The sequence below is a fragment of the Bradyrhizobium sp. dw_78 genome, assembly GCF_018449525.1.
GTDB lineage: Bacteria > Pseudomonadota > Alphaproteobacteria > Rhizobiales > Xanthobacteraceae > Bradyrhizobium.
Genome location: NZ_JAAVUS010000001.1, coordinates 682010 through 708728 on the forward strand (window position 1 = coordinate 682010; position 26719 = coordinate 708728).

The 26719-nt window shown below is 60.8% G+C and carries 27 protein-coding genes and 1 pseudogene; 20 read left to right on the forward strand and 8 right to left on the reverse strand.

The genetic code is table 11. The features are described 5' to 3' along the window. The first annotated feature begins 206 nt into the window (after positions 1-206). The 4 genes from soxC (at position 207) to HB630_RS03100 (ending at position 3979) form a co-directional block, all read left to right on the forward strand. Positions 207-1505, forward strand: a complete 1299-nt coding sequence (soxC, locus tag HB630_RS03085) for a sulfite dehydrogenase (protein ID WP_346656022.1) — start codon at positions 207-209, stop codon at positions 1503-1505. Then, a complete protein-coding gene (locus tag HB630_RS03090) occupies positions 1492-2055 on the forward strand; it encodes a cytochrome c (RefSeq protein ID WP_213769971.1) in 564 nt (187 codons plus the stop codon). Before soxC ends, HB630_RS03090 begins: the two co-directional genes overlap by 14 nt. A 243-nt stretch (positions 2056-2298) precedes the next feature. Then, positions 2299-2526, forward strand: a complete 228-nt coding sequence (locus tag HB630_RS03095) for a hypothetical protein (protein WP_213769973.1) — start codon at positions 2299-2301, stop codon at positions 2524-2526. A 64-nt stretch (positions 2527-2590) separates the two neighbouring features. After that, positions 2591-3979, forward strand: coding sequence for an ammonium transporter (locus tag HB630_RS03100; protein WP_213769975.1), 1389 nt, complete (start codon positions 2591-2593; stop codon positions 3977-3979). A gap of 160 nt (positions 3980-4139) precedes the next feature. On the opposite strand, the gene HB630_RS03105 is transcribed toward HB630_RS03100, so the two are convergent. Then, positions 4140-4670: a hypothetical protein gene (locus HB630_RS03105; RefSeq protein ID WP_213769976.1), complete on the reverse strand. Its 531-nt coding sequence runs from the start codon at positions 4668-4670 to the stop codon at positions 4140-4142. 160 nt (positions 4671-4830) lie between these two features. Between HB630_RS03105 and HB630_RS03110 the strand changes: the two genes are divergently transcribed. Beyond that, positions 4831-6213 carry a M20/M25/M40 family metallo-hydrolase gene (locus HB630_RS03110; protein WP_213769978.1) on the forward strand — a complete coding sequence of 461 codons (1383 nt, stop codon included), beginning with the start codon at positions 4831-4833 and terminating at the stop codon, positions 6211-6213. A 222-nt stretch (positions 6214-6435) separates the two neighbouring features. On the opposite strand, the gene HB630_RS03115 is transcribed toward HB630_RS03110, so the two are convergent. Both HB630_RS03115 and aqpZ read right to left on the reverse strand, forming a co-directional pair. After that, a complete protein-coding gene (locus HB630_RS03115; protein WP_213769979.1) occupies positions 6436-6633 on the reverse strand; it encodes a hypothetical protein in 198 nt (65 codons plus the stop codon). Positions 6634-6720: 87 nt separating this feature from the next. Continuing rightward, positions 6721-7434: an aquaporin Z gene (gene aqpZ / locus HB630_RS03120; protein ID WP_213769980.1), complete on the reverse strand. Its 714-nt coding sequence runs from the start codon at positions 7432-7434 to the stop codon at positions 6721-6723. A 248-nt stretch (positions 7435-7682) separates the two neighbouring features. Here aqpZ and HB630_RS03125 point away from each other — a divergent pair, with 248 nt between their 5' ends. Then, positions 7683-9569: a potassium transporter Kup gene (locus HB630_RS03125; RefSeq protein ID WP_346656040.1), complete on the forward strand. Its 1887-nt coding sequence runs from the start codon at positions 7683-7685 to the stop codon at positions 9567-9569. A gap of 28 nt (positions 9570-9597) precedes the next feature. Here HB630_RS03125 and HB630_RS03130 read toward each other — a convergent pair whose 3' ends face one another. The 3 genes from HB630_RS03130 to HB630_RS03140 all read right to left on the reverse strand — a co-directional run bounded on the left by HB630_RS03130 (position 9598) and on the right by HB630_RS03140 (position 12111). Further along, on the reverse strand, positions 9598-10884 hold the full coding sequence (locus HB630_RS03130; RefSeq protein ID WP_249780614.1) for a divalent metal cation transporter: 1287 nt from the start codon (positions 10882-10884) through the stop codon (positions 9598-9600). A gap of 216 nt (positions 10885-11100) precedes the next feature. Next, positions 11101-11286, reverse strand: a complete 186-nt coding sequence (locus HB630_RS03135; protein ID WP_213769981.1) for a hypothetical protein — start codon at positions 11284-11286, stop codon at positions 11101-11103. A 129-nt stretch (positions 11287-11415) separates the two neighbouring features. Continuing rightward, complete coding sequence (locus HB630_RS03140) at positions 11416-12111, reverse strand: hypothetical protein (protein ID WP_213769982.1); 696 nt, start codon at positions 12109-12111, stop codon at positions 11416-11418. Positions 12112-12147: 36 nt separating this feature from the next. Here HB630_RS03140 and HB630_RS03145 point away from each other — a divergent pair, with 36 nt between their 5' ends. The 3 genes from HB630_RS03145 (at position 12148) to HB630_RS03155 (ending at position 15460) form a co-directional block, all read left to right on the forward strand. Then, complete coding sequence (locus tag HB630_RS03145) at positions 12148-13005, forward strand: fatty acid desaturase (RefSeq protein ID WP_249780615.1); 858 nt, start codon at positions 12148-12150, stop codon at positions 13003-13005. 81 nt (positions 13006-13086) lie between these two features. Continuing rightward, positions 13087-14469 (forward strand): MBOAT family O-acyltransferase, encoded by a 1383-nt coding sequence (locus tag HB630_RS03150; protein ID WP_213769983.1) that lies wholly within the window; start codon positions 13087-13089, stop codon positions 14467-14469. After that, positions 14444-15460, forward strand: coding sequence for a hypothetical protein (locus HB630_RS03155; RefSeq protein WP_213769984.1), 1017 nt, complete (start codon positions 14444-14446; stop codon positions 15458-15460). Before HB630_RS03150 ends, HB630_RS03155 begins: the two co-directional genes overlap by 26 nt. On the opposite strand, the gene HB630_RS03160 is transcribed toward HB630_RS03155, so the two are convergent. Next, positions 15461-17179: a fatty acyl-AMP ligase gene (locus HB630_RS03160; RefSeq protein ID WP_213769985.1), complete on the reverse strand. Its 1719-nt coding sequence runs from the start codon at positions 17177-17179 to the stop codon at positions 15461-15463. Between the two features lie 27 nt (positions 17180-17206). Next, entirely contained in the window at positions 17207-17461 is a 255-nt protein-coding gene (locus HB630_RS03165; protein ID WP_213769986.1) for an acyl carrier protein, read from the reverse strand. Positions 17462-18194: 733 nt separating this feature from the next. Between HB630_RS03165 and HB630_RS03170 the strand changes: the two genes are divergently transcribed. From HB630_RS03170 to HB630_RS03215, 11 genes and pseudogenes are all read left to right on the forward strand, one after another. Further along, a complete protein-coding gene (locus HB630_RS03170; protein ID WP_213769988.1) occupies positions 18195-18353 on the forward strand; it encodes a hypothetical protein in 159 nt (52 codons plus the stop codon). A gap of 90 nt (positions 18354-18443) precedes the next feature. Then, positions 18444-18701, forward strand: coding sequence for a hypothetical protein (locus HB630_RS03175; RefSeq protein WP_213769989.1), 258 nt, complete (start codon positions 18444-18446; stop codon positions 18699-18701). Next, positions 18658-19221: pseudogene (locus tag HB630_RS28730) on the forward strand (phage terminase large subunit); the annotation flags it as partial. The gene HB630_RS03175 and the pseudogene HB630_RS28730, both read left to right, overlap by 44 nt. Before the next feature lie 498 nt (positions 19222-19719). Continuing rightward, positions 19720-21084, forward strand: a complete 1365-nt coding sequence (locus tag HB630_RS03185) for an MBOAT family O-acyltransferase (RefSeq protein WP_213769991.1) — start codon at positions 19720-19722, stop codon at positions 21082-21084. A gap of 8 nt (positions 21085-21092) precedes the next feature. Then, the gene (locus HB630_RS03190) at positions 21093-21980 is read left to right on the forward strand and encodes a hypothetical protein (RefSeq protein WP_213769993.1); all 888 of its coding nucleotides are present in this window, start codon (positions 21093-21095) and stop codon (positions 21978-21980) included. Positions 21981-22056: 76 nt separating this feature from the next. After that, the gene (locus HB630_RS03195; RefSeq protein WP_213769995.1) at positions 22057-22500 is read left to right on the forward strand and encodes a GNAT family N-acetyltransferase; all 444 of its coding nucleotides are present in this window, start codon (positions 22057-22059) and stop codon (positions 22498-22500) included. 161 nt (positions 22501-22661) lie between these two features. Beyond that, positions 22662-22796 (forward strand): hypothetical protein, encoded by a 135-nt coding sequence (locus HB630_RS28590; protein ID WP_276571576.1) that lies wholly within the window; start codon positions 22662-22664, stop codon positions 22794-22796. A 210-nt stretch (positions 22797-23006) separates the two neighbouring features. Then, the gene (locus HB630_RS03200) at positions 23007-24014 is read left to right on the forward strand and encodes an ABC transporter substrate-binding protein (protein ID WP_213769996.1); all 1008 of its coding nucleotides are present in this window, start codon (positions 23007-23009) and stop codon (positions 24012-24014) included. Between the two features lie 38 nt (positions 24015-24052). Next, the gene (locus tag HB630_RS03205) at positions 24053-24868 is read left to right on the forward strand and encodes an ABC transporter permease (RefSeq protein ID WP_213769998.1); all 816 of its coding nucleotides are present in this window, start codon (positions 24053-24055) and stop codon (positions 24866-24868) included. A gap of 4 nt (positions 24869-24872) precedes the next feature. Continuing rightward, on the forward strand, positions 24873-25658 hold the full coding sequence (locus tag HB630_RS03210) for an ABC transporter permease subunit (protein ID WP_213770000.1): 786 nt from the start codon (positions 24873-24875) through the stop codon (positions 25656-25658). Continuing rightward, complete coding sequence (locus HB630_RS03215; protein ID WP_213770001.1) at positions 25655-26716, forward strand: ABC transporter ATP-binding protein; 1062 nt, start codon at positions 25655-25657, stop codon at positions 26714-26716. The genes HB630_RS03210 and HB630_RS03215 overlap by 4 nt, the downstream gene beginning before the upstream one ends. Positions 26717-26719: the final 3 nt, after the last annotated feature.

Here is a 26719-nt window from a genome sequence, read left to right on the forward strand (position 1 = left end):
GGATCTGCGTCGCCGGTGCAGATCTCGGGAACGAAATATCGTGGCGAGAATTTTGTTCCCGATCACCGATAAATTTTAGACGCAGCCTTCCGTCATCCACATGCCATTCGAAACGAGCCGGCGTTGAGCGAAGCGGGGGAATATGACCATATGGCTTCGGCCCCGTAAGGGCTCGGAAGCCGTCACCACCGGGAGCGGAGGAAGAAGTGGCAAGCAAAACAACTGCCGCCAGTGCCGATAAGGCGAGGCGGTCCCTGTCGCGCAGGCGATTGCTGGGCGAAGGTGGCGCGCTGCTCGGCAGCGCGGTCATGGGCAGTATCGGCGGACAAGCGCTGGCCGAACAGCCCGCGCCAGGCTCGGAAAATCTGCCGCCCAATATTCCCGATTGGATGAAGGCGCCGGGCGCGGACATGGGCAGTCAACCCTATGGCACGCCGTCGCCGTTCGAGAAGAACGTCGTCAAGAACATCCAGGCGAATCTGCCGCAATATATCTCGGCCTCGGGGCGGACGCCGATCGGCGATCTCGACGGCATCATCACGCCCAATGGATTGTTCTATGAGCGCCATCATGGCGGCGTTCCCGCCATCGATCCGGAGCAGCATCGGCTGATGCTGCATGGGCTGGTCGAGCGTCCGACGATCTTCACGATGGAGGACATCCGCCGCTTCCCGTCGCAATCGCGGATCCACTTCCTCGAATGCTCCGGCAATCCGGTCTACACCAAGCCTTACGGCAAGACCGCGTCCGACCTGGTGGGATTGCTAAGCTGCGCCGAATGGACCGGCGTCAGTCTTAAACTGGTACTTGAAGAGGCCGGATTGCGACCTGAAGCCAAATGGCTGGTGGCCGAAGGCGCCGACGCGGCGGCGCTGACGCGCTCGATCCCGATCGAGAAATGCCTCGACGATGCCATGCTGGTCTACAGCCAGAATGGCGAGCGGCTGCGCCCGCAGCAGGGCTATCCGCTGCGGCTGCTGCTGCCCGGCTTCGAAGGCAATATGAACGTGAAATGGTTGCGCCGCCTGAAGGCCGTGACCGAGCCGGCCTATTCGCGCGAGGAGACTTCGAAATACACCGACCTGATGCCGGATGGCACCGCGCGCGAGTTCACCTTCTATATGGAAGCGAAATCCATCATCACCCGGCCCTCCGGCGGGCAGCAGCTCAGGCAAAAAGGCTTTCACGAGATCACCGGCATCGCCTGGACCGGGCATGGCAAGATCAAGCGCGTCGATATCTCGGTCGATGACGGCAAGAGCTGGCAGGAAGCGGAATTGCAGGAGCCGGTGCTGACCCGCGCGCTGACGCGGTTTCGGCTGCCGTGGCACTGGGATGGCGAACCGGCAGTGATCCAGAGCCGCGCCATCGACGAGACCGGCTATGTGCAGCCGACCTTCGCCGAACTCACATCCGTTCGCGGTGTGAATTCATATTACCACAACAACGCGATCCAACCGTGGCGCATCGACGCGCAGGGGCAGGTGACCAATGCCAATGCGTAAATCCGTGCTGGCGCTCGTGGCGCTGACGTCGTTGGCGTTCTCCGTGCGTGCCGAGACGCAGGGCCACTACGGCATCGGCCGCCCCGCGACGGATAAGGAAATCGCCGGCTGGAATATCGATATCGGCCGCGACGGCTCCAACCTTCCGGCCGGAAGCGGCACCGTCGCCCACGGCCGCGAGGTGTTCGAGCAGCAATGCTCGGCTTGTCATGGCGAGAAGGGCGAGGGCGGTGTCGGCGATCGCCTGGTCGGCGGCCAAGGCACGATCGCGACGCCAAAGCCGATCAAGACAGTCGGCAGTTACTGGCCCTACGCGCCGACGCTGTTCGACTATATCCGCCGTGCGATGCCGCAGAACGCGCCGCAGTCGCTCAGCAATGAAGATGTTTATGCGGTCTCAGCCTATATCCTCAACATGAACGGCCTGTTGCCCGCCGACGCGACGCTCGACGCCAGGACGCTGAGCGCGATCGAGATGCCGAACCGGAGCATGTTCACCGGCGACCCCAGGCCCGACGTCAAGAATCCGGCTTGCGAGAAAGGCTGCTGAGCGGAGATGGATACATCGCGCGCAACCGCCGTTGCGCTGCAATATCCTGCCTTCTTTATGGGCGAGCCTGCTATCAGAAATAGCAGAACGCTAGAGTGATTCCGGAAGAGCGAATTGGAATCAACAGCGATTCAACAAGTTGCCAGCGCGTGATCGCTGGCATGAATCTTGATTAATCAAGACCAAAAATTAGTTGCGGGAAACGTTGTCGAGCCCTGACCGGATGTCAGGAAGGGCTGGTAAGTGATGGGGCTAGTCACCGCCAATATCCAGCCAGTCGTGCCCGACGAAGTACACGGCGTGCCGTCGGCTCTCGGCATGCAGGCCGTCGCCGTGCAAACCATCACTGTGATCGAGGCCGACGGATTCGGCCGGCACAAACAACATCCGGAAATTGATTGCGGCGCCTGGCATGCCGACCTCTCTATCGTCGCAGGTTGCGATCGAGCGGACCGCGTACGTTCGCGCTGAAGGGGCTGAAAAAGGGGCTGGGTAAACCTACTGACATCATCTTGCGACAGGGAGGAAGACGACGATGGGATCAGGGACATACGCGCGCCAGAGGCTCGCGACTTTCGGGACCGCTGTTCTGGGGACGGTACTTCTCTATCTTGCGTTCAGTGACATCGCATTCGCGCAGGACGCGCCGCCGGCCTGCGGCGGCAAGGTTCTCGAGAATTGCACGCCTAATTCCGGCGACACGGCGTGGATGCTCACCTCGGTCGCGCTGGTGTTGATGATGACGGTCCCGGGCCTCGGGCTGTTCTATGGCGGCATGGTGCGCAAGAAGAATGTCGGCGACACCGTGATGACCAGCTTTGCCGTCACCTGCCTGGTGACGATTCTTTTCGCGATCCTGACCTACAGCCTGGCGTTTCGCGCCGGCACGCCCTTTATCGGCGGCCTCGATCGCATGTTCCTCAAGGACATCCTGAGCGATATCGGCAAGGGCGGCATCGGCAATCCCAATCCGCTCGCCGCGACGATTCCCGAAAGTGTGTACATCTGCTTCCAGATGACGTTTGCGATCATCACGCCGGCGCTGATTGCCGGTGCGTTCGCCGAGCGCATGAAATTCTCGGCCATGCTGTGGTTCATCGGCCTGTGGGCGATCTTCGTCTATGCGCCGATCGCGCATTGGGTCTGGGGACCCGACGGGATATTTTCCGCCGGCAACGATGCCGCATGGGTGAAGGTGCTCGACTTCGCCGGCGGGACGGTCGTGCATATCAACGCCGGTGTCGCCGGGCTGATGTGCGCCATCATGCTCGGCAAGCGCGCCGAGACGGGGCCGGCGCATAATGTGGTGCTGACCTTCATCGGCGCCGCTCTGCTGTGGGTCGGCTGGTTCGGTTTCAACGCCGGCTCCGCCGTCACCGCGGGGATGCAGGCCGGCATGGCGATGCTGGTGACCCAGATCGCCACGGCTGTCGCCGGCTTCACCTGGATGTTGGTGGAATGGGCGCTGAAGGGCAAGCCGACCGTCGTCGGCATCTGCTCGGGGGCGGTCGCCGGGCTTGTCGCGATCACGCCGGCTTCCGGCTTCGTGGGACCGGTCGGCGCCTTTGTGATCGGAATCGCCGCGGGCGTCGTCTGCTACTGGGGATGCACCGGCTTGAAACACCTGTTCAGCTATGACGATGCCCTGGATTGCTTCGGCGTCCATGCGATTGGCGGCATCGTCGGCGCGCTGCTGACCGGGGTATTTGCGGTCGAGCAATATGGCGGGACCGCGGGTGTTCTCGAAGGCAATATCGGTCAGTTCTTCAATCAATGCACCGGCGTCGCCACCGTCTTCATTTATGACGCGGTCGTCAGCCTGATCATCCTGTTCGTGGTCAAGATCTTCGTCGGCCTTCGGGTGTCGGACGAAACGGAGCGCGAGGGACTCGATCTCGCGCTGCATGGAGAAGTGGTGCAGTAGCCAGCCATCGAGATCGTCCCGGAGCACCGGCATTTCGGCCGGCCAATGCTCCGGGCATGGGACGGAAGCCAGCCAGTGGCCTGGTTGAATCGACCCGTCCGTGAACCCGCGTTACCTTTCCCGCTTGTGGGAGAGGGGGGCGGAATTTCCCCGCAGCTGGCTAGCTCCGATAAAAGCGCCACATCCTGAGGAACGTTCGATGGATTTCATCGGGCGGCCGGTCAAATGGCTCCAGGCTGACGCGCAGCACGCCCTTGTGATCCATGCGCCACGGCAAGCGCATCAGCAGGCGATGGATCGGCTGCTTGCGCCAGTCGGTGACGAGCGCGCTGGCAAGCGTCGTGTTGAGTGCAATCTGAAGCTCATGCACCGTCATCGCGCGCTCGGCGATCTCGACAAGATCGATCCGTTCGATGGCCCGCCAGCGGAGCAGACCGAAGGCCTGGATGAAGATGCCATACTGGTTGGCACCGATGGTGGGCCGCCCGGTCTCCAGCAAAGGAATGTTGTAATAGGTGAAGCCGGCCGCCGCGACCGCCAGCGCCAGCCAATAGGCCGCGGCGGTGATCCAGGCGGCCGTGAGAAAGATCGCGGCCAGGGCGGCGGTGACATAGACAGGAAAATAGCTGTCGTCGCGCCCGTAGGCGACCGAATAACCACCGGCATTCCGTTCATCGAGATTTGCGCTCATGCGGACCTGTGCCCGGACATTCACGTTCCGGCGAAGGGTTGAAAACGACACAAATCAGAACAATCAGGCCGATCAAAACAATCAGGCACGGATCAGACATGGACCCGATGGCGTGTGTTCGATTACGCTGATCCCGCAACGCCAACGCGGGATATTATTCGTGAGCAGAGCCGAAGTCATCGATCGCGTCAGCCAGTATCTCCAATCCGGTGATTTTCTCGATGAGCTCGGCCGTAGGGTTGCGTATCCGACCGAAAGCCAGAATGAGGGAAGGAGGGAGGTGCTGCGCGCCTATCTCGAGGCGGAACTGAAGCCGACGTTTTCGGAACTCGGATTCACCACGCGCGTGATCGAATCCGCCGGTGGCAAGCGTCCCTATCTGCTCGCGGAATATAAAGAGGGTGAGACGGCGCCGACCGTTCTCACCTACGGTCACGGCGATGTCGTCGACGGCATGGCCGGCGAGTGGCGCGACCATCTCGATCCCTGGCGGCTGACCATTGCGGGCGATCGGGTTTACGGCCGCGGCACCGCCGACAATAAAGGCCAGCACTCGATCAATATCGCGGCGCTGCGTGCGGTTCGCGAGGCCCGTGGCGGCAGGCTCGGATTCAACGCCAAGTTCATCATCGAGATGAGCGAGGAGATCGGATCTCCCGACCTGATGGAAGTCTGTGGCTCCTTGCGCGATGAACTCAGGGCCGACGTGTTCGTGGCCTCGGACGGGCCGCGGCTGTCGGCGGATCGTCCGACGATCTTTCTGGGGTGCCGCGGCGGCTTGCGGATTCATCTGGATGTCGATCTGCGCGATGGCGGCCATCATTCTGGCAATTGGGGCGGCGTGCTGGCCAACCCCGCGACAATCCTTGCCAACGCGATCGCTTCGCTGGTCGATGGGCAGGGCCGTCTGTTGCTGGAGGAGATGAAGCCGCCGCGGCTCACCAACCAGATCCGCGCCATGCTCGCCGACGTCAAGGTCGAGCCGATGGCGGACGAGCCCGCGTTATCGCCAAACTGGGGCGAGGATGGCCTGTCGCCGGCCGAACGGCTCTTCGCATGGAATACGCTCGAGGTGCTGGCGATGTCCTCGGGCAATATCGACAAGCCGGCCAATGCCATTCCCGGCCAGGCGCGCGCCGTGCTGCAGATCCGCTATGTCGTCGGCACGAACATCGAGAATGTCGTGCCTGCGGTTCAGCGTCATCTCGATGCAAACGGATTCTCGATGGTGAAGGTAAGCGCCTCGCAGAGTTTTGCGGCCTCGCGCGCAGATCTCGACAGCCCCTGGATCGAATGGGCGGCGGACTCGATCCGGAAGACCACCGGCAAGGATCCCGCGATCCTGCCGAATTTCGGCGGCTCGCTTCCGAACGACGTATTCTCGGAGATGCTCGGCCTGCCCACGATCTGGGTGCCGCATTCCTATCCCGGCTGCTCGCAGCACGCGCCCGATGAGCACATTCTGCTGTCGGTGACAGAAGAGGCATTGCGCATGATGGCGGGCCTGTTCTGGGATTTGGGTGAGCTGAAACGGCCGCTTTGATCTTGTGCGTGCCCGGTTTCTCATGGTGAGGAGGCGCGCAAGCGCCGTCTCGAACCATGAGGCCGAGACGCTGACTGCTCCGCCTCAGTCTTCAAGATGTTTACGATGCAAGATGGGATGGGACGAATCGCGATCGTTGCTGTCCGCATCCGGCCAAAATCGGCTCCGGTGTGAGCCGCGGGTACAATGAATCTCGCCAGGATTGATTTCCGGAACGTTTCGCTATTGCTGGGGGACATCCTTGACCACGGGGCCGGGCGTAGCGGGCGCTGCATTCACGGGCGCCGCCGGTGCTGTGACCGGTTCGGCCGGCCTGGCCGGCGCATTGCTGCTTCCTGGCGGCACGTAAATGAACGCGGCCGCGAGCACCACCAGCGCGACGATGGTGCCCAGAACTGCTGCGATTTTTTCCGAGGCCATTTTCCTGTCCCTCTGATGGTCTGCCGGATCCCGAATTAAGGACAGGTCTGCTCAGCCTCGCGGAAAGCAGACCTGACGCTCATGCCGCTATCGGCCTTCGACCATGCCGGTCGGCTCTGCGCTCAGCCAGCGGTAGATCACGCCGCCCAGTACGCCGCCGATCAATGGCGCAACCCAAAACATCCAGAGCTGCGCCAGGGCCCAGCCGCCGACGAACAGCGCCGGACCGGTGCTGCGTGCCGGATTGACCGAGGTGTTGGTGACGGGAATGCTGACCAAATGGATCATCGCCAGCGTGAGCCCTATCGCGAGCGGCGCGAATCCGGCGGGTGCGTTACCGTGGGTCGCGCCCATGATGATGAACAGGAACATCATGGTCATCACCACTTCCATGATGAAGCACACGACGGCGTCGTAATGGCCCGGCGAATGTTCGCCATAGCCGTTCGACGCAAAACCCTTGGCAAGGTCGAAGCCGGCCGCGCCGCTCGCGATCACATAGAGCACCGCCGCAGCCACGATGGCGCCGATCACCTGCGCGATGATGTAGGGAATGATCTGCCCGGCCGGGAAACGGCCGCCCGCGGCGAGGCCCACGGTGACCGCGGGGTTGAGATGGCAGCCGGAGATGTGACCGATCGCATAGGCCATCGTCACGACGCTCAATCCAAATGCCAGCGACACGCCGACAAGACCAATGCCGACTTGCGGAAATCCGGCGGCGATGACGGCGCTGCCGCATCCGGCGAATGTCAGCCAGAATGTACCGATCGCCTCGGCGGCGTATTTCTTCGCGTTCATGACAGCCTCCCGGATGTTGATGTGCTCAGCTTCAAGAAATGGTGAGGCCGGATGACATGACAGATTCTGGCCGACGTCAACTCGGTAGCAGCATTGCGTTCTATGCTGGGGAAAACGCTTCGCAAAATCCCGGCGGATTTTGATCGAATGGGCGCTGTCCTCGTCGTTTAGATGTCGCAATGTGCGGCGATAGTTTGTAGGGTCCAACCATCGGTTGGTGCGTTTCCACGGCATATCCATTGAGCGAAATTCAAACGACTGGCATCGAAGGGCGGCCGCAGGCCGCGCAAGGTAGCCTGCCGGTTCTGGGACTGAGCGCGCTCGGGATTGTGTTCGGCGATATCGGAACCAGCCCGCTTTACACCTTCAAGACCATTCTCGGCACAGCAGCAGAGCCCTCGAGCGCCGCCACCGTGCTGGGCGCATTGTCGCTGGTGCTGTGGACGCTCTTCATCATCACGACGATCAAATATGTCTCGTTCGCGATGCGCGTCGACAATGACGGCGAAGGCGGCATCCTCGCCTTGATGGCGCTGCTGGGCGTGAAGAAGCAACAGCGCCCAACCATCGTGGCGGTCGGCCTGTTCGGGGCTGCATTGATCTATGGCGACGGCGCGATCACGCCGGCGATCTCGGTGCTGTCGGCGCTTGAAGGCCTCAACATGGCGACGCCGGCGCTTGAGTCGTATGTCGTTCCCGCGGCGGTCGTGATCCTGCTGGCGCTGTTTGCAATCCAGTCGCAGGGCACGGCGCGAATCGGCCGCTGGTTCGGTCCCATCATGCTGCTCTGGTTTCTCGCGATGTCGGTGACGGGCATCGCCGGTATCCTGCGGCACCCTTCGGTGTTCGCTGCGCTCAATCCCTATTATGGCTTGTCCTATCTGTTTTCGAACGGCATCACCGGCTTCCTGGTGCTGGGCGCGGTATTTCTCTGCGTCACCGGCGCCGAGGCGCTTTATGCGGACATGGGGCACTTCGGCAGCGGACCGATCAAGCTCGCCTGGTTTACGATCGTGTTTCCGAGCCTGATCCTGAACTATGCGGGGCAGGCGGCGCTGGTGCTCGATGGCGCGCCGACCGGCGGCAATATCTTCTATCGCCTATGCCCAGATATGCTCCTGATCCCGCTGATCGTGCTGGCGACGGTGGCGACGATCATCGCCAGCCAGTCCATCATCACCGGTGCGTTCTCGATGACGCGCCAGGCGATCCAACTTGGCTGGTTGCCGCGGTTGCGAATCAAGCAGACTTCTTCGGAGGGTTACGGGCAGATCTATGTCGGGGTCGTCAATTGGCTGTTGATGATCGTGACCGTCGGGCTCGCGATCGGTTTCGGCAAGTCGGACAATCTGGCCGCTGCCTACGGCATCGCGGTGTCGCTGACGATGCTGATGACCTCGGCGCTGCTGTTCATCGCGATGCGGGAGATCTGGCACTGGAGCCTGCTTGCCGCGGGCGCGATCGCCGCCTGCTTCCTGGTGATCGACGCGGCGTTCTTCCTCGCCAACCTCACCAAGATCGCCGAGGGCGGCTACGTGCCGCTGATCCTCGCCATCTCCGTCTACGGCGTGATGTGGACCTGGCATCGCGGATGGGCGGCGGTGATGGCGCGGATGCATGAGCAGCTGATTCCGGTCGATCAGTTCATGCAGGCCATTCAGGCCAGGAATATTCCGCGCGTTCCCGGCACCGCCGTCTTCCTGACCCGGACCGAGCGCGACACGCCGCCGGTGATGCAATGGCATGTCAGGCACAATCGTGCCTTGCATGAGCATCTGTTCGTGCTGCGCGTGGAAATCTTGTCCGTGCCCTGGGTCGCGCCCGGCAACCGCATCACGCTCAACGAGGTCGCGCCGGATTTCTGGCGCGCGGATGCGCGTTTTGGTTTCATGGAGCGGCCGCATATTCCCGAGCTGCTTACCGAGAGCAAATCGCTGGGGTGTACCGTCGATCTCGACGACGTCACCTATTATGTCGGCCATGAGACAGTCATCCGGCGCGAGGACGGCATGGGCCTGCCGGCCTGGCAGGAGGAATTATTCGCCGTGATGGAGCGCAACGCGATCCATGTCAGCGATTTCTTCAGCCTCCCGACCGACCAGGTGGTCGAGATCGGACGCCAGGTTTCGATCTAGATCGTGATGCTTTGGACCTGATCGTTCATCACGTGAACGAAGATCTGAACAGCGCAATGACGGCCAGCCCCATAAGGGCCGTGCCGATCCAGCCCAGTGCGATCAGCCAGGATCTGGCTTTGAACCGTCCCATCAGTTTTTCATTGGCGACGACCACCATCATCATCACCATGATGGGCACCGCGACGATGCCGTTGATCACGGCGCTCCACACCAGCATGTGAATGGCGTCGATGCCGGTAAAGCCGAGCCCGAATCCGATCACGGTGGCCGCCGCGATGATGGTGTAGAAGCCGACGGCGTCCGGGGCCTTTGCCTCCAGCGTCGCGGGCCATCCATATGCCTCGGAGACGCCGTAGGCGGCGGAGCCGGCGAGCACCGGGATCGCCAGCATCCCGGTGCCGATGATGCCGAGGGCGAACAGCAGGAATGTAAAATCGCCGGCCAGCGGCCTCAACGCCTCGGCCGCTTGCGTCGCTGAATTGATGTTGGTGATTCCATGCGCATTCAAGACGGCCGCGGTGGTCAGGATGATGGAAAAGGCGATCACGTTGGACAGGATCATGCCGACCGTGGTGTCGATCCGGATGCGGTCGAGTTCGCTCGATCCGCCCCGGGTCAGTTCGCGAAGCGGACGGTGCTTCTTGCCCTGATTCATTTCCTCGACTTCCTGCGAAGCCTGCCAGAAAAACAGATAGGGACTGATGGTGGTGCCGAGAACCGCCACCACCATCAGGAAGTAATCGCTATTGACGGTGGGCCTGGGCCAGATCGCCTCCAGCAGCGCTTCGCGCCACGGGATGTGTACGGTCAGCGCCGTCGCGACATAGGCAAACAGCGTCAGCGTCATGAATTTGAGCACCGGCGCATAGCGGCGATAGGGCACGAAGACCTGCAGCAGGGTCGAGGCGGAAGCGAAGATCAGCGCGTGCTCGTGGTTGAGCCCGCCGATGACGAGCGAAAGCGCCTCCGCCATTGCCGCGATATCGGCCGCGATATTGAACGTGTTGGCCGCGACCAGCAGAAAAACCAGTGCCAGCACCAGCCGTCGCGGTGCAATCTCCATGATATTGGCGGCAAGCCCCTTGCCCGTGACTCGGCCGATCCGCGCGCTCACGAGCTGGATCGCGATCATGAACGGCGTCGTCAGAAACACGGTCCACAGCAGGCCGTAGCCGAACTGTGCGCCGGCCTGTGAATAGGTCGCAATGCCCGAAGGGTCGTCATCGGCGGCGCCGGTCACCAGTCCCGGACCCAACAGCCGAAGCACCATGTTACGGGGCTTTTTGAATTCCGGATGGCTGGGTTCGGTCATGAAATGCTGCGGTGTCCGGGCTTGAACTGAATCGGCAGGCAATAAGAGTGTGCTATCCGAATGGTTCCTGCCAAAGCACACGAGTTTTTGGCTTTAGTAAAGGAAAAGCACCTCGACGCAAGCGCCTGGCCGGCGTTCTTCCGCAATCGACGGAAAAATGAAAAGGCCGTCAAAGCAGGACGGCCTTTTGAATTCGTGATCTTGCGGTGCTTTGCTTCAGCGCACACTGACGAACGCACCCCAAAGCCCGGCAAGAATGGCGCCGGCCAGAACGTAGTGCGGACTGTCGCAGAACGGGCCGCCATATTCGCAGATCGTGGTGCCCCAACTGCCGATTTCATGATTGCCCGCGGCGTAGAACAGGCCAGCCAGCACCGCGAGCACTACGGCCACGAAATACATCGGACTCTCTCCCTTCGGATCGGATTCGACGCGATGATCCGGCACATGCCGGGTCGGAATTTGGCCGAGACTAAAGCAAAGTGCTAAATTTGCGATAAATTGGGGCTGGACAGATCAGCCGGTTGGCCTTTACGCCGGCGGCGCGTTGCGGCCGGTTTCGATGGCCGAGCGAACCTTGGTCAGTGTCGAATCGAAATAGGCTTCGCGCTCACTCTCGAAGCGGTGCTGGTGTGCCTGAAAAGCCGCGACCCTGGCCTGGATTTCCTGCCGCATGCCGACCTGACTGGGGGCCTCGACCGGCGGCAATTCGGACGCCGCTTGCGCGGATGAGGGCTGCGCGCTGGCCTGATCGGCTTGCTCAAGCGTCATGTCCGGAACAACATGTGTGACGGAGGTCGCTGCCGCCTCGGCAAAAGCATCCTCGCCCGAAGCCGGCTGCGTCGGAGGAGATAGCACCGAGAAAGGCTGCGTCGAAGGAAGCTGCGCCGGGGAATATTGCATCGGGAAAGACTCCCCCGCAATCAGACCGGTGACGGATCGAACGAATGCCTTTGTCTGTGCGATTAAATTATCGCGTTCATTTTCCCATTTCATGATTTTACTCCAACCGATAAATCCTGTTAAATCAAGCCCTTCGTGGAATAACTGACCTGTGCGCCGGACATGCGTCACCCGATAAAAAACGGAGCTGCCGGGCTGAATCGGGTTGCGATGGAACCGGGTGGCGTGTACCGATTTGGCACAGGTTCCTTTCAGGATCGGAGATCCATGCGAGACCCTCGTATTATCCGAAGCCGGCATCTTCACAGGCTGCAGCGGCGGCATTTTATTGTTTTCGATATTTTGCCTTTTGTCGGGACTTTGCTTGCACTAGGGCTGCTGCTGTATCGTCCGATCGGCGTTGTCGAGATCAGCCTGTTTTTTTCGATGTGGCTGATCACCGGTCTCGGGCTGACCGTCGGCTATCATCGATTGTTCACGCATCGCGCGTTCGCGACCGGCATGGGCGTAAGCTGTCTGCTCGTCATCATGGGTTCGATGGCGGGGCGCGGCCCGATGCTGTCCTGGGCCGCCATGCACCGGCGGCATCACGAATTATCCGACCATGAGGGCGATCTGCATTCGCCCAACCTGCACGGCCCGGGCGCGCTGAACCGGTTGAGAGGATTCCTGCATGCGCATCTCACCTGGATGGTCGAGCATGATTATCCGAATGTGGCGCATTACGTTCCCGATCTGTTGTCACAGCGCATCTTGATTGCGGTGAACCGCTATTATTATGCGTGGGTGTTGCTTGGCCTTGTCATCCCCGCTGCGGTCGGAGGCTTGGCGACGGCGAGCCTGTGGGGCGCGTTTTCCGGATTTCTGTGGGGCGGCGTCGTGCGCATGTTCGCCGTCGAGCAGACGATGTCGGCGATCAACTCCGTGATGCACACGGTCGGCCACCGGCGTTTCGCAACCCGCGACGACAATAGCCGCAACCTCGGCGTCGTGGCGCTGCTGGCGTGGGGCGAAGGATGGCACAACAATCACCATGCCTTTCCGTATTCCGCTGCGTTTGGCTTGAGCTGGTATGAATTCGATCCCGGATTTCTTTTCATCCGGCTGTTGCAGGTGTTTGGCCTTGCATGGGAAGTCAAAGTTCCAACGCCCGAAAAAATTTCCCGGCGCCTGCTGGGGCAGGAATTAGCCGATGTGCCTGATTTCGAGCACGGCTAGCGCGTTTCTGCACGCCCTGTGCTGCGCGTAGCCTTTCCGAATGCGGACCCAAGCTGTCGATAGCACCGGGATGCTGGACTGATGCTGTTCAACAGCTATCCATTCCTGCTGGCGTTCCTGCCGGCAGCCATTCTCCTTTATCGTTTCGCCGATCCCCATCCGCGGTTGCGAATACCTGTGCTGGTGCTGTTGTCGTTCATTTTCTACGGCTATTGGAATCCGCCGTTTGTCGTCTTGCTGGCGCTGTCGATCGTGGTCAACTGGCTTGCCGCGCGCGCCTACAGCATGACCGGCCGCGGCATCATCGTCACGGTGGCGATTGTGGCCAATCTCGCTGTGCTCGGCGTGTTTAAATACGCGAATTTCGTCGGCTATAATCTCGGCCTGTTGCTGGATCGGCCCATGCCGCAGCTCGACATCGTGCTGCCGCTCGGCATTTCCTTTTTCACCTTCCATCACATCATGTATCTGGTCGATCTGCGGCGAGGCAAGGCGCCGTCCTATGCGCTCGATCGCTACGCGCTTTACATCTCGTTCTTTCCGCAGGCGATTGCCGGTCCGCTCGCCAGGTGGTCGGAAGTGATGCACCAGTTCGGCCGGCAGGTTTATTCAGCCGGCTGGCAACGGGAGTTCGCGGCAGGCGCCGGCTTCATCGTGATGGGGCTGTTCGAGAAGATCGTTCTCGGTGACCGGATGGCCCAGCTCCTCGATCCTATCTATGCGCAGGCGCAAGCGGGTCCGGTGCCCGGCGGGCAGTCATGGCTTGCGCTTAGCTTCAATTTCCAGATCCTGTTCGATTTCGCCGGCTATTCCGACATCGCCATCGGCCTTGGTCTGCTGTTCGGCATCCATTTGCCATATAATTTCAACGCGCCATTCCGGTCGATCAATATCCAGGAGTTCTGGCAACGCTGGCACATCACGCTGATGCTGTTTTTGCGAGATTATGTTTTCGTGCCGCTCGCCGATGCGCGCGTCTTGCATCGGCGCTTTCGCATCGTTCAGTATTTCGCGGCGATGCTGGCGACCATGGCGCTCTGCGGCCTATGGCACGGCGCGAACTGGACCTTCGTGGTGTGGGGCGTGTTGCATGGCTGCGCGCTCGTCGTGTGTTCGCTGTGGCGGCGCTATTGCCCGAAATTGCCATGGCTGGTTGGTTGGGCGCTGACCGTGTTGTATGTGCTTCTCACCGGCGTGATCTTCCGGGCCGGGACGCTGCAGGCCGCCCGGCATATCTTTCAAGGCCTCGCGGTCGCGCCGGATATGGATCAGATGCGGCACGCGCTGCCGATCCTGATTTCGCCATTGCTTGCCTGTCTGCCGCCGGCAAGCCAGGAGATCGTTGCCCGGCTGACCGTGACGCCGCGGCCCTGGCTCGCTGCGCTGCTCGGGGTCGTGATGCTGGCGCTATTGATCGAACTCGGGGATCAGGACATCTATGAATTCGCCTACTTCAAGTTTTGAGGAAGCCGCCCTGTGGGGCCGCTGCCTGAAGGCTTTTGTCGGCGTCGTGGTCGGCGGCGGGATGTTGATCTTTGCGTTTCTGGCCGCAGTCGATCCCTACGATAGCGGCCGGTTCGGCTGGCTCGGCATTCATGGAGTCGACGATCGCGCGGCCGCGCTGGCGGACGCCAGCCGTGCGCGCGATCCGCAATTCGATTCCGCCATCATCAGTAATTCGACGGGGCAGCGGCTCAGTCCGGCCGAATTGTCGCAGGCGACAGGATTGCATTTTGCACAGCTCGCGGCGCCCGGCGCCGATCCCCGTGGCCAGCTTGCGATCCTGGATTTCTTCATCCGGCATCATAGCCATTTCGGCGCCGTGGTCGTCGTTGCCGACATGCCCTGGTGTACGCATGCGCAAGAGATGGCGTCCGGCAATCCATTTCCGTTCTGGCTCTATGATGAGGATAACCGCGTTGCCTATGCCGGCCGGATTTTCTCCTGGCGCGGGATCGGGCATGCGATCCAGCGGGTGATGCTCGGCCTCGGCTGGCCGCGGCGCAATCCTGCCGATGGCGCCTTCAACTACGAAGAGCATTTTCCGCCGAACCTGCATCCCGCGGCCTCGACGCAATCGGGGCCGGCGCAACCGGCGTTCACAGGCACGATCGACGAGCCGTTTCCCGTGGTGGCGTTGCTCGCCGATGAGATCAAGAAGCTGCCCGCTGATGCCGCCGTGGTGCTGATGGTGCCGCCGACCTTCTATACCATCGTGCCATCGCCGGGCAGCAGGGAAGCGGCGGAACAAGCGGCCTGCGACGCGGCCTTGCAGACGATCGTGGCGGGTCGGGCGAATGGCAGGTTCATCGACTATCGTGTCGACAACGCGCTGACGCGGGATCCGCAAAATTTTGTCGATCTGATTCACTATCGCTTGCTGATTGCCCGCAAGATCCAGGAAGGGATCGCCGCCAGCATCCGGCAGGGCGCCGCCGCGGCGGTCGCTTTCTGATTAGCTGGCGCTGGCAGTCAATTCGTCGAGGCGGCGATCGAGCCAAAGCCGGCGCGTAAGGCTGCGCTGGATCTTGCCGCTGGTGGTCTTCGGCAGCGTTCCGGGCCGGATCAGGACGACATGGCGCGCATACAGTTCGTGTTCGTTCGCGACCGCTTCGCGAATGAGGCCGCTCATTTCGACCGGATCGATCCTGTTGCGTTCGGTCCGCTCGATCTCCTGGACGATGACGAGCGCAGATTCGCCATGCTCATCGGTCACAGAGAAGGCTGCGCCGCAGTTTTGCCGGAACGCCGGATGCAGCGCCTGCACGTGGCGCTCGATGTCCTGAGGATAATGATTGATGCCTCTGACGACGATGAGATCCTTGATACGGCCGGTGATGAAGAGTTCGCCAGATTCATCCAGGAAGCCGAGATCTCCGGTCCGGAGCCAGCGCGCATCGCTGTCTTCATTCATCAGGCGGGCGTTCAGCCCGGCCTCGGTCGCCGCGGCATTTTCCCAATAGGCGCGCGATACGTTCGGGCCCGAGACCCAGATTTCGCCGACCTGATCGAACCGGAGCCGCCGGCATAGATCAGGATCGACGATGGCGATCTGTTCGCCGGCAAGGGCCTTGCCGCAGCCGACCAGCAACTGTGCGTCGGAGTCGTCGACCGGCGCCTGGGCAGAGTGGGACTGCAGCGCGCGGCTACTCACGCTCCGCATCGCCGGACCCGCGCCGCGGCGACCGCCCGATATCAAGAGCGTCGCCTCCGCCATTCCGTAGGCCGGGAACGTGGCCGCGGGATTGAAGCCGTGCGGCTCAAAGGTCTCGCTGAAGCGCCTGATCGTCTCGGCTTGCACCGGCTCCGCGCCGTTCAAGGCGATCCTCCAAGTGGAGAGATCGATGCCTTCCATCTGCTCGGCGCGATAGCGGCTGACGCAGAGGTCGAAGCCGAAATTGGGACCGCAGCCGACTTCGGCGCGATACTGGCCGATGGCACGCAGCCAATTGAGCGGCCGCTGCATGAACGCGTTCGGCGCCATCAGGACGCAGAGCGCGCCGACATAGAGTGCCTGCAACGTGTTCAGGATCAGCCCCATGTCGTGATAGAGCGGCACCCAGTTGACATAGGTCGATTGCTTGTTGTTGCCGAGCGACAGGCGGATCATCTCGAGATTGGCGAGCAGATTGGCGTGGCTGACGGTGACGCCCTTGGGCTCCGAGGTCGAGCCCGAGGTGTATTGCAGGAACGCGATGTCTTGCGGCGCGGGAGCGGAGCGGTCGATGGTCGTGGGCTTGTCGCTGTCGAGCCCGACCGCGAGCCACTGCAACGGAAGACCTGCGAAGCGCCCGCGCAGATCGTCGCGGGAAAGGAAGGCCTGGCTCGTCAGGGCGATCCGGGGTTCGCAGTCGCGCAGGATCGCGGCGCTGGAATCCCGCGCGCTCAACCGCCGCGGCGCCATCATCGGCACCGCGATCACCCGCGCGATCAGGCAGCCGAAGAAAGCGACGATGAATTCGAGACCGGCTGGAAATACCAGAAGCGCGCGGTCGCCGGGCTGTGCCGTCTGCGCGATCTGTGCCGCGAGCGCCTGCGCGGCGTCATGCAATTCGCGGAATGTGAGGACGGCTTCCTCGGTGCCGCGATCGGAAAGGAAGATATAGGCCCGTTCGTCCGGCTGTGTTTGCGCGCGCCAAGCGAGCAGGGCCACCAGCGAGGAATGCGTCTCCATTCGCGTACAGTGCTTACGGCGCAGGTTTCAGGCGGCGGAACGTTTCGCCTGCTGCTGGGCGAGATATTGCGAGAGATCGTCGATCGTGGGGTAATCGAAGAAATCATCGGGCGAAAGCTCGAAGCCGAGTTTCTCCTCCAACTCCATCATGACATAAACGATCATCGCGGAGTCCAGCCCGAGCCGGGTGAATTTAGCGTCGGTTGCAACCGTATCGCGGGGAATGCGAAGCACTTTGGCCAGCGAAACAACGCAAAATTCTGAAATTTTCTCTTGGGTCATGCCCCTAACCCCATAGGTCAATATAGCTGACCATACGGAGGCTCGTGGCCGGTTGTCAATCGAGCAGCCGCGTGGACGGCTCCTGAAGTGACGGGTTTTCAGGCCTTCAACAAACGGCTTGCGGCGCCGGGCAAATCAGGGGCATACACCCACCGTTGGAAAAATCAGCCCGTGTCCGAGAGGACCGCGGGCTTTTTTATTGGCCTGGATTTTTCATAGGCTTGATTTTTCATTCGCACGATTCTTCGCCCACTCCATCGATCCGCGGGAAAATGATTTCGTGAGGGACTTGCCTCGCCGGGCAAATCACTGGCCTATATTCATCGTCGCAACAATCAACGCCCGTGCGGAGAAATCCGCCGCGGGCTTTTCATTTCGAGTTTCCTGAATCGGACGGCGGCCGCACGTCACGACGCTTCATCTCCCCATCGTCGCCCCGGCGTCGTCAGCGCGCCGCCGTCCGAACCACCTTTCATGTACCGATGCCCGATGTTGGCCGGCGCGCGCGAACGCGACCGGCACGCGGCGTGGCAAGAAGTCCACGGCCGCACGCGGCCTCCGTAGACGGAGATAGGGTTCGCGCCTGAAATGATCGCGCCCCACGGCGATCATGCCGCATATTTAATTCGCGTTCGCCCGCAATGACGGCAAGCAAGAGAACAGCCATGACCGCGTATCTGATCATGCTCGCATTGGCCGTCCTTGTTGTCGTCGCTGCCTGGGAGGGATTATCGTGAGTGCCGAAATCATCCAGTTGATTCCGAGCCCGAGACGCGCCCGCGAGCGGACCGATTTTCCGACGATTGCTTTTCGATCAGCGCCGCAAGTCGATGATCTCGTCATGGATCATGCGGATACGGTGCCGTGTGATGACGATGCGCTGGAGGAGTAATTTTATTATTCGTCATGGCCGGGAAAAACCGCGAATCGCGTCTTCGTGCTGGACGTCCCGTCATGATGAAATGGATGGTCTGATTTCAATATGTCCAAAACCCTCACCGAAATCCGCTCGCTGGCGCGCAGCCATACGAGCACCGCGATCAATGTGTTGGTCGCCATTATGCGCAGCAAGGATGCGACCGCTGCCGCGCGCGTGTCGGCGGCAAACGCCATTCTCGATCGCGGCTGGGGTAAATCCACTCAGGTTCTGGAAGGCACCGAAAACGGGGCGCTGGAATTGATCCATCGAATTGAGCGTGTCATTGTCGATCCTGAAGATTCCCACCGCGAAGATCTTTGAGCCGCTGCTGGCGCCGGCGCGCTACAAGGGCGCGTTCGGGGGCCGCGGCTCGGGGAAATCGCATTTCTTCGGCGAGCTTCTCGTTGAAACCTGCCAGGCTGAGCGCGGCACGCTGGCGGTCTGCATCCGCGAGGCGCAGCGTACGCTGGCGCAATCCTCCAAGCGCCTGCTCGAAAGCAAGATTGCGGCATTAGGGCTGGGCTCGCAATTCAGGGTCTTCAGCGACAAGATCGAAACGCCCGGCGACGGGCTTGTCATCTTCCGCGGCATGCAGGACCACACCGCTGAGTCGATCAAGTCGCTCGAAGGTTTTCGCGTCGCCTGGATCGATGAGGCGCAGACCTTGAGCGCACGCAGTCTGTCGCTGCTGCGCCCGACCATCCGCGCCAGGGATTCCGAACTGTGGGCCAGTTGGAATCCACGCCGCAAAAGCGATGCGATCGACGATTTCTTCCGCGCGCGAAAGCCGGAAGCCGCTGTTGTCGTCAACGCGAGCTGGCGCGACAATCCCTGGTTTCCAGCCGTGCTGGAGGACGAACGCAGGCTCGACCTCTCGCGTTATCCCGATCGCTACGATCACATCTGGGAAGGGGATTACATCCGCGCGTTCGAAGGCGCCTATTTCGCGCCGATGCTGCTGGAAGCGCGGGCGCAAGGGCGGATCGGCAAGGTCTCCGCCGATCCGCTGCTGCCGCTGCGTGCCTTTATCGACATCGGCGGCGCCGGCGCGTCAGCCGATGCTTTCACGATCTGGATCGTGCAGTGGGCCGGCAACGAAATGCGCGCGGACTTCGGCCATCTGAGGCGCTGGCGCAAGAGCGTCGAGCAGGCTCAGATCTACACCTTCCGCGCTGTCATTACGGTGATCGTGACAGGTCTTCTTGGCGCGCTATGGCTCGGCGTCAAGGCTGTATTCGGCAAATGAACCGCGCGATGGTTTGATCGGATTCGGCACCAGCCGAGGCTATCCTCCTTGTAATCGCGATGTTAAAACCCGCCCATCAATCATCGGGGCGGCATGACCTTCACATCGTGGCAATTCGGCGCATTCGTCGCGATCATATTCGGGGCCTATTATTTACCGCCGTTCCGGACATTCCAGGTCCAGCTACTGGTTCTCGCGAGCCTGCTTTTCTATGGCTACGGCCAGCCGGCACTGTTGCCGTTACTGGCGGTCGCGGTTTTCGGCACCTATCTGCTTCTGGTTCTCGCTTTAAGGAATCGTCGCTGTTGGCTGCCGGTCGGCATCGTCTTCAATCTTCTGCTTCTGGCATTCTTCAAATACAAGTTTCTGTTCTTCTCGCCGGCATCAGCGGATTTGACCGGCGTCACGCCGGTCGATTTCCTGTTGCGGCTGCCGTTGCCGATCGGGATTTCGTTTTTCGTCTTCCACAACATCAGCCTGCTGGTGGATCTGACCAAGCGAAAGGTCTCGCCGCCAGACCTGAAAAGCGTCTTTCTCTACATCATCTTCTTTCCACAACTCGTTTCGGGGCCGATCACGCGCGCCGAAATGTTCATGCCCCAGATCAAGCCCAAATATTTTTTCGATGTTCCATTTATCGACGCCGGAAAATGGATTTTGACCGGGTTTTTCTTCAAGCTTTACGTCGCGAACAATCTCAATGAGATGACGTCCTATATGGACTTCCCACTCTACGAGACGCTGCGGACGCAGGACCGGTGGCTGCTGGTTTTCCTGTACAGCTATCAAATCTATGCCGATTTCTTCGGCTATTCCGCGATCGCCATCGGTCTGGGACTGCTTTTCGGCTATCGCCTGCCAGTCAATTTCAATCTTCCATATATCGCCGCGTCGTTCTCCGAATTCTGGACACGCTGGCATATCTCGCTGTCGAACTGGCTGCGCACCTATCTTTACATCCCGCTCGGCGGCAATCGCCACGGTGCCTGGCGGACCTATCTGAACCTGATGATCGTGATGGGGCTCGGCGGTCTATGGCATGGCGCCGGCTTCAGCTATTTGACGTGGGGGCTGATGCACGGGCTCTTGCTGGTGGCCGAGCGGCCATTCCTGGCGCGTCTTCAGTCGATCGATTCTTCGGTCTTTCGGGCAGTTCGAATCGGCTTTGTGTTTGTCGGCGTCACCATGCTCTGGATTTTCTTCAAGCTGCCCAATTTCGACCATGCTGTCGGTTATCTCCAGGGCATGTTTACGCCGAGTCCGAGCCCAAACCCGCCGAAACTGTTCTATGATCTGGCGCTACTCTATTCACTGCCGGTCATGATCCAGCATCTTCTTCCATCCCGGCGGTTCGAGCGCGCGCTGGGCGCCATAGAACCCTATCTCTACGGTGCGATGGCCGCCCTGATGTATCTCGAGGCTGGGCCCGACACCGCGTTCATCTATTTTCAGTTTTGAGCGCGATCATGCAAATATCCGCCGTCCGCTGGTTCGCAAAATGCGCTGCTACCGCCGCACTGCTGCTGTTGGCTTGCGGATTGGCGACCGCCTGGTTCGGCACCGGACTTCAATTGCCGGCGACGACGACCCGTGATGGTGCGCTGACCGCCTTGAGCCGGTATGTCAGAGAGCCGACACCTGATGCCGTGCTGGTCGGCAGTTCGCTCACCTTTCGTTTGAAGGAAGAGTATTTCGCGATGCCGCGCTTGCGCAATCTCGCGCTCGCGGGGGGCTCGCCCGTTACGGGATTCGAGATCGTGGCGAACCAGCCGCGTTTGCCCGGGATCATCCTGGTCGAAATGAATATCTTGTCGCGCGCGACGGATGCCGCGCTGATTGAGAGATATTCCGGAAGCGGCAACACCGATGATCCATTATTCTTCCGTCCGGTCAGGGCCGCCGTTGCGGTTTACGAGAACTGGAATCACGCGCCGCTTAGCCACGCGCAGAGTTCCTTCGCGCTGAGCCAGCTATTGAAGCAACCGCCCAGTGACTTCGACAACCACATTTATGCCGACCGCGCATTTCGGGAGATGAACGCCGAAGACCCGACCGTCGTGGCTGGGACCAACGTCATGACGATACAACATCTGATCGAGGCGGCCGAGAAGCGGGGCGCGCGGGTGCTGCTTTATGAACTGCCTTATTCGGATCAGGTGGAACAGGCCCGATCGGTCAAGATTACTCGCGAGATCGTTCACAACGCTTTTCCCGATCCCGATCGCTGGCTGAAAATCGATTATCCGCGGGAAGAGTTGCGCTGGTCAGATGGCGTTCATCTCGACGAACGGTCGGCCTTGATTGTCACGCAATCGATCGAGCGGACGCTTGCCGCTTTGCTCGGGGCGACGTGATAGCGAAGGCCGGCCCGCTTCCCTGATATCAGGAAGGGATCGGTACGCCGATCTCAGAAATTTTTAGGGTTTGCCAATGTACAGGATTCGCGAGGTGGACGCGCATGACGATGACATCGCGGACATGCTGACGGATCTTCATCGGCTGACATTCTTCGACAGCGCCGGCATTCCGGATTTCGAAGAAGGGAACTGGTGGCTTGCTTTTCACGAGGCGCAACCGGTTGCTTTTGCCGGCGTGATTCCGTCGACGCGCGCCTGTAATGCAGGGTATTTCACCCGTGTCGGCGTCTTGAAAAAACATTGCGGCAACGCTCTGCAATTGCGTCTGATGCGAGCGATGGAAGCGCGCGCCCGAAGCAATGGCTGGCATTGTGTGGTTTCGGATACGACCGACAATCTTGTGTCGGCGAACAACTTCATTCGCGCCGGTTATCGGCTATATCAGCCGCAACACCCTTGGGCCTGGCCAAATACGCTATATTGGCGAAAATCGATCAGGCGGGAGCGGAGGCCGTGATTTGAACATTTGTGGCCTGATCCACGCCGCATATTTCCAGCAAGTTCTTTTTTGCCTGATGGTCCTATGGCCATCGGGCTTTTTTTCGTTTCCGGGGGGCCGATATGGATCGCGTTGTGTCGTGTCGGCCGATGCCCTATAGGAAGGCAACGGAGCATTATATGACGTTATTCAGCAGGATTTTCACGACCCGGACGCTGGTCCAGATCATCTTTGTGCTGACGGCCGCGATCATCATGAAGGCCATCAGTCTGCACTATGATTTCAACTGGGCGACCGCACTGACGGCGGGATGACCCATCGCTCCATTGCCGGGATGAAGGGCGGGAGGATCGCGGCAAGGTTCAGGGGATCGTCAGGCGACGACAGGATGATCGCGGAGTTGCTGCTGCAGCATTAGCAGTAGCTGATCGTCGCAAATCTTTCATACGCGGACTATACTTGGGTCGCTGATTGGTGTTGAAATTCCCACCAGGCGATATCCCTTTGAAATCGGAGTGATCTCCATGAAGGCTGTCCGTTTTGCTCTGGCTTTGCTGGCGCTATCGCTGTTTGCGCCGTTGCATTCTGCCAAGGCGGCCGATGTCATCTGCTATAATTGTCCGCCGGAATGGGCAGATTGGGCCTCCATGCTGAAGGCCATCAAGACCGATCTCAATTACGACATTCCGTTTGACAACAAGAATTCAGGACAGGCGCTGGCGCAGATTCTGACGGAGAAGAACAGCCCGGTCGATGACATCGGTTATTTCGGCGTCAACTTTGGCATCAGGGCAAAGACACAAGGGGCGCTGGAGCCCTACAAGCCCGCGAATTGGGATCAGGTGCCGGCCGGTCTGAAGGATCCCGACGGCTACTGGACCACGATCCATTCCGGCACGCTCGGGCTATTCGTGAACAAGGATGCGCTCGGCGGCAAGCCGGTGCCGGCGTGCTGGAAAGATCTGCTGAAGCCGGATTATCGCGGCATGGTCGGTTATCTCGATCCTTCGTCGGCCGCGGTCGGGTATGTCGGGGCGGTCGCGGTCAATCTCGCGCTCGGCGGGTCCGCGTCCGACTTCGAACCGGCGATCAGTTTCTTCAAGGAGCTGAAGAAGAACGATCCGATAGTTCCCAAGCAGACATCCTATGCCCGGGTGGTGTCCGGCGAGATGCCGATCCTGCTGGATTACGATTTCAACGCCTATCGCGCGAAATATTCGGAAAAGGGCAATTTTGAATTCGTGATCCCGTGTGAAGGCTCTGTGGCGTTTCCCTATGTCGTGGGTCTCGTGAAGAATGCCCCGGACAAGGAAAAGGCCGAGAAGGTGCTGGACTATCTTTTGTCGGACAAGGGACAGGCGATCTGGGCCAACGCCTATTTGCGGCCGGCGCGACCGATCGAGCTGCCCGAGGCGGTCAAGGCGAAATTCCTGCCTGACAGCGACTATGCCCGCGCCAAGGCGGTCGATTGGGGCGAGATGGAAAACGTGCAAAAAGCCTTCGTCGACCGCTATCTCGCCGAAGTCCGCTGATGCAATATGACGCCTCTGGTCAGGGGCGCCATTCTATAATGTCGCATCGATCTTTCGTCTGGTTCTGCCTGCTTCCGCTCGCCGTGGTGACGGCGGCGTTCTTCCTGCTGCCGATGGCGCGTCTGGTCGTGGTGGGCGCTGAAGGTCCGCAAGGAATGGCTGGATATCTCGCGATCCTAACCGAACCACGCTACCGCGCGACCCTGATCAACACCGTGGTGCTGTCGGCCGCGACCACGATCGTGACGCTTGTCGTCGCAACCATTGCAGGCATGTTTTTGCAACGCCATCGTTTTCTCGGCCGGACGGTGTTGATCGCGATGCTGACCTTTCCGCTGGCGTTCCCCGGCGTCGTTGTCGGCTTCATGATCATTCTGCTCGCCGGCCGTCAGGGCCTGATCGGTGATCTTTCGGGCCGCATGTTCGGCGAGAAGATCGTGTTTGCCTATTCGATCTACGGGCTCTTTTTGGGCTATCTCTATTTCTCGATCCCGCGCGTGATCCTGACGATCATGGCCGCCGTGCAGAAGCTTGACGCCGGTCTGGAAGAAGCCGCCCGCTCGCTCGGCGCAGGCCCCTGGGCCGTACAGCGCGACGTCGTGCTGCCGGCGCTCGGGCCTGCCTTTGTCGCATCGGGCGCGATCGCCTTTGCGACCGCGATGGGCGCGTTCGGCACGGCCTTTACGCTTGCGACCAATATCGATGTGTTGCCGATGCTGATCTATACCGAATTTACCTTGGCCGCGAATTTTGCGACCTCGGCGGCGCTGTCGATCGGGTTGGGGGTGATTACCTGGGCGATCCTGGCGCTCGCCCGCTCGTTCAGCGGCGGCGCCGTCGCCGCGGCCGGATGAAATCATGCGCGATCGCCTGATATTCTCCGGCCAGCTTGTGTTTACGCTTGGTGTCGCGGCATTCCTCGTAGTTCCGGCGGTCTTGTCGATTTCCGCGGGCGTCACCGTGAACTATTTTCGCGGCATTTCATCCGGCGTGACCCTGCAATGGGTCTTTCAGGTCTGGGATCTCTATGCCGATACGATCCTGCTGTCATTCCTGATCGCATTCGCGGCGCTGGCCGTGACATTGCTGATCGGCGTGCCCGCGGCCTACGCGCTGCATACGCACGGGGGCCGGCTCTCGCGCATCGTCGAGGAGGTGATCACGCTGCCGATCGCCATTCCGGGGCTGGCGATCGCACTGGCACTGTTGCTGACCTATGGCGGTTTCCGCAGCTTCCGCGGTTCGTGGCTTTTCATCGTTGCCGGCCACGTCATCTTCACGATGCCGTTCATGGTGCGCTCGGTCATGGCGGTATTCGCGACCGTGGACGTCAGGACGCTCGATGAAGGCGCGGCGTCGCTCGGTGCATCGCCGGCGCGCCGTTTCCTCGACGTGATCGTTCCCAATGCAACACCCGGTATTCTGGCCGGAGCCTTGATGGTGATCACGCTCTCGCTCGGCGAATTCAACCTGACCTGGATGCTGCATACGCCATTGACCAAGACGCTGCCGATCGGACTTGCCGACAGCTATGCATCGATGCGGCTGGAAGTGGCCTCGGCCTATACGCTGATCTTCTTCATCATGATCATTCCGCTTCTGATCGCCATGCAGATATTCGCGGATCGAGGGCAGGGCCGATGAACGTCGCTGCAGGACATGGCGCATCGGTTCGCATCGAAGCTTGCGGCAAGACCTTTGCCGACGGCACGCGCGCGCTCGAACCCGCTACGCTCGATATCGCGTGCGGCGAAACGCTGGTCCTGCTCGGACCTTCCGGCTGCGGCAAGACCACGATGCTGCGCATCATCGCTGGTCTCGAATTGCCGGATGCCGGTGGCAGGGTGCTGTTCGACGGCAAGGACATGACGTCGGTGCCGATCGAGAAGCGTAATGTCGGCATGGTGTTTCAGTCCTATGCGCTGTTCCCCAACATGAGTGTCGCCGATAATATCGGCTATGGCCTGAAGATCCGCGGGATCGGCAGGCCAGAACGCGCGGCGCGCGTGGCCGAACTGGTGGCGCTGACCAATATCGCCGGGCTTGAGAGCCGCCGCATCGATCAGCTCTCCGGCGGCCAGCGCCAACGGGTTGCATTGGCGCGCGCGGTCGCGATCCGGCCGGGAATCCTGCTGCTCGACGAGCCCTTGACCGCGCTCGACGCCGCGCTGCGCGACCGGCTGCGCGGCGAGCTCAACCGTTTGCTGCGTGCGCTCGGCATCACCACGATCTACGTTACCCACGACCAGGCGGAAGCCATGGAGCTCGGCGACCGCATCGTGGTGATGCGCAAAGGCTCGATCGCCCAGATCGGCACGCCGCGCGAGATTTATTTCGCGCCGGAAAGCCGCTTCGTCGCGGAATTCATCGGTGCGGCGAACATCGTCGAAGCGCCGGTTGAGAACGGCTATCTCGTGCTGCCGGGCGGCCGGCAGGCGATCGGCCTTGAAGTGAGCCAATCCGCGGCAGTTGCGATGATCCGTCCCGAAACCATTGCGATCGTTGATGCGGCAGGCGCGCCGCTTTCGGGAATCATCGATAGCGTCAGCTTTATCGGCGATCGTCAGCGCATGATCGTCAGCGGGGCTTCCAGCAGGCCGCTCGCCGTTGATGCGCCCAATACGGTCAAGGTCAAAGCTGGCGAAAGGGTCGGACTCTTGATCGTGCCGGACGCCGTTCGCCTGTTGCCACCGGAGAGCTGAGGA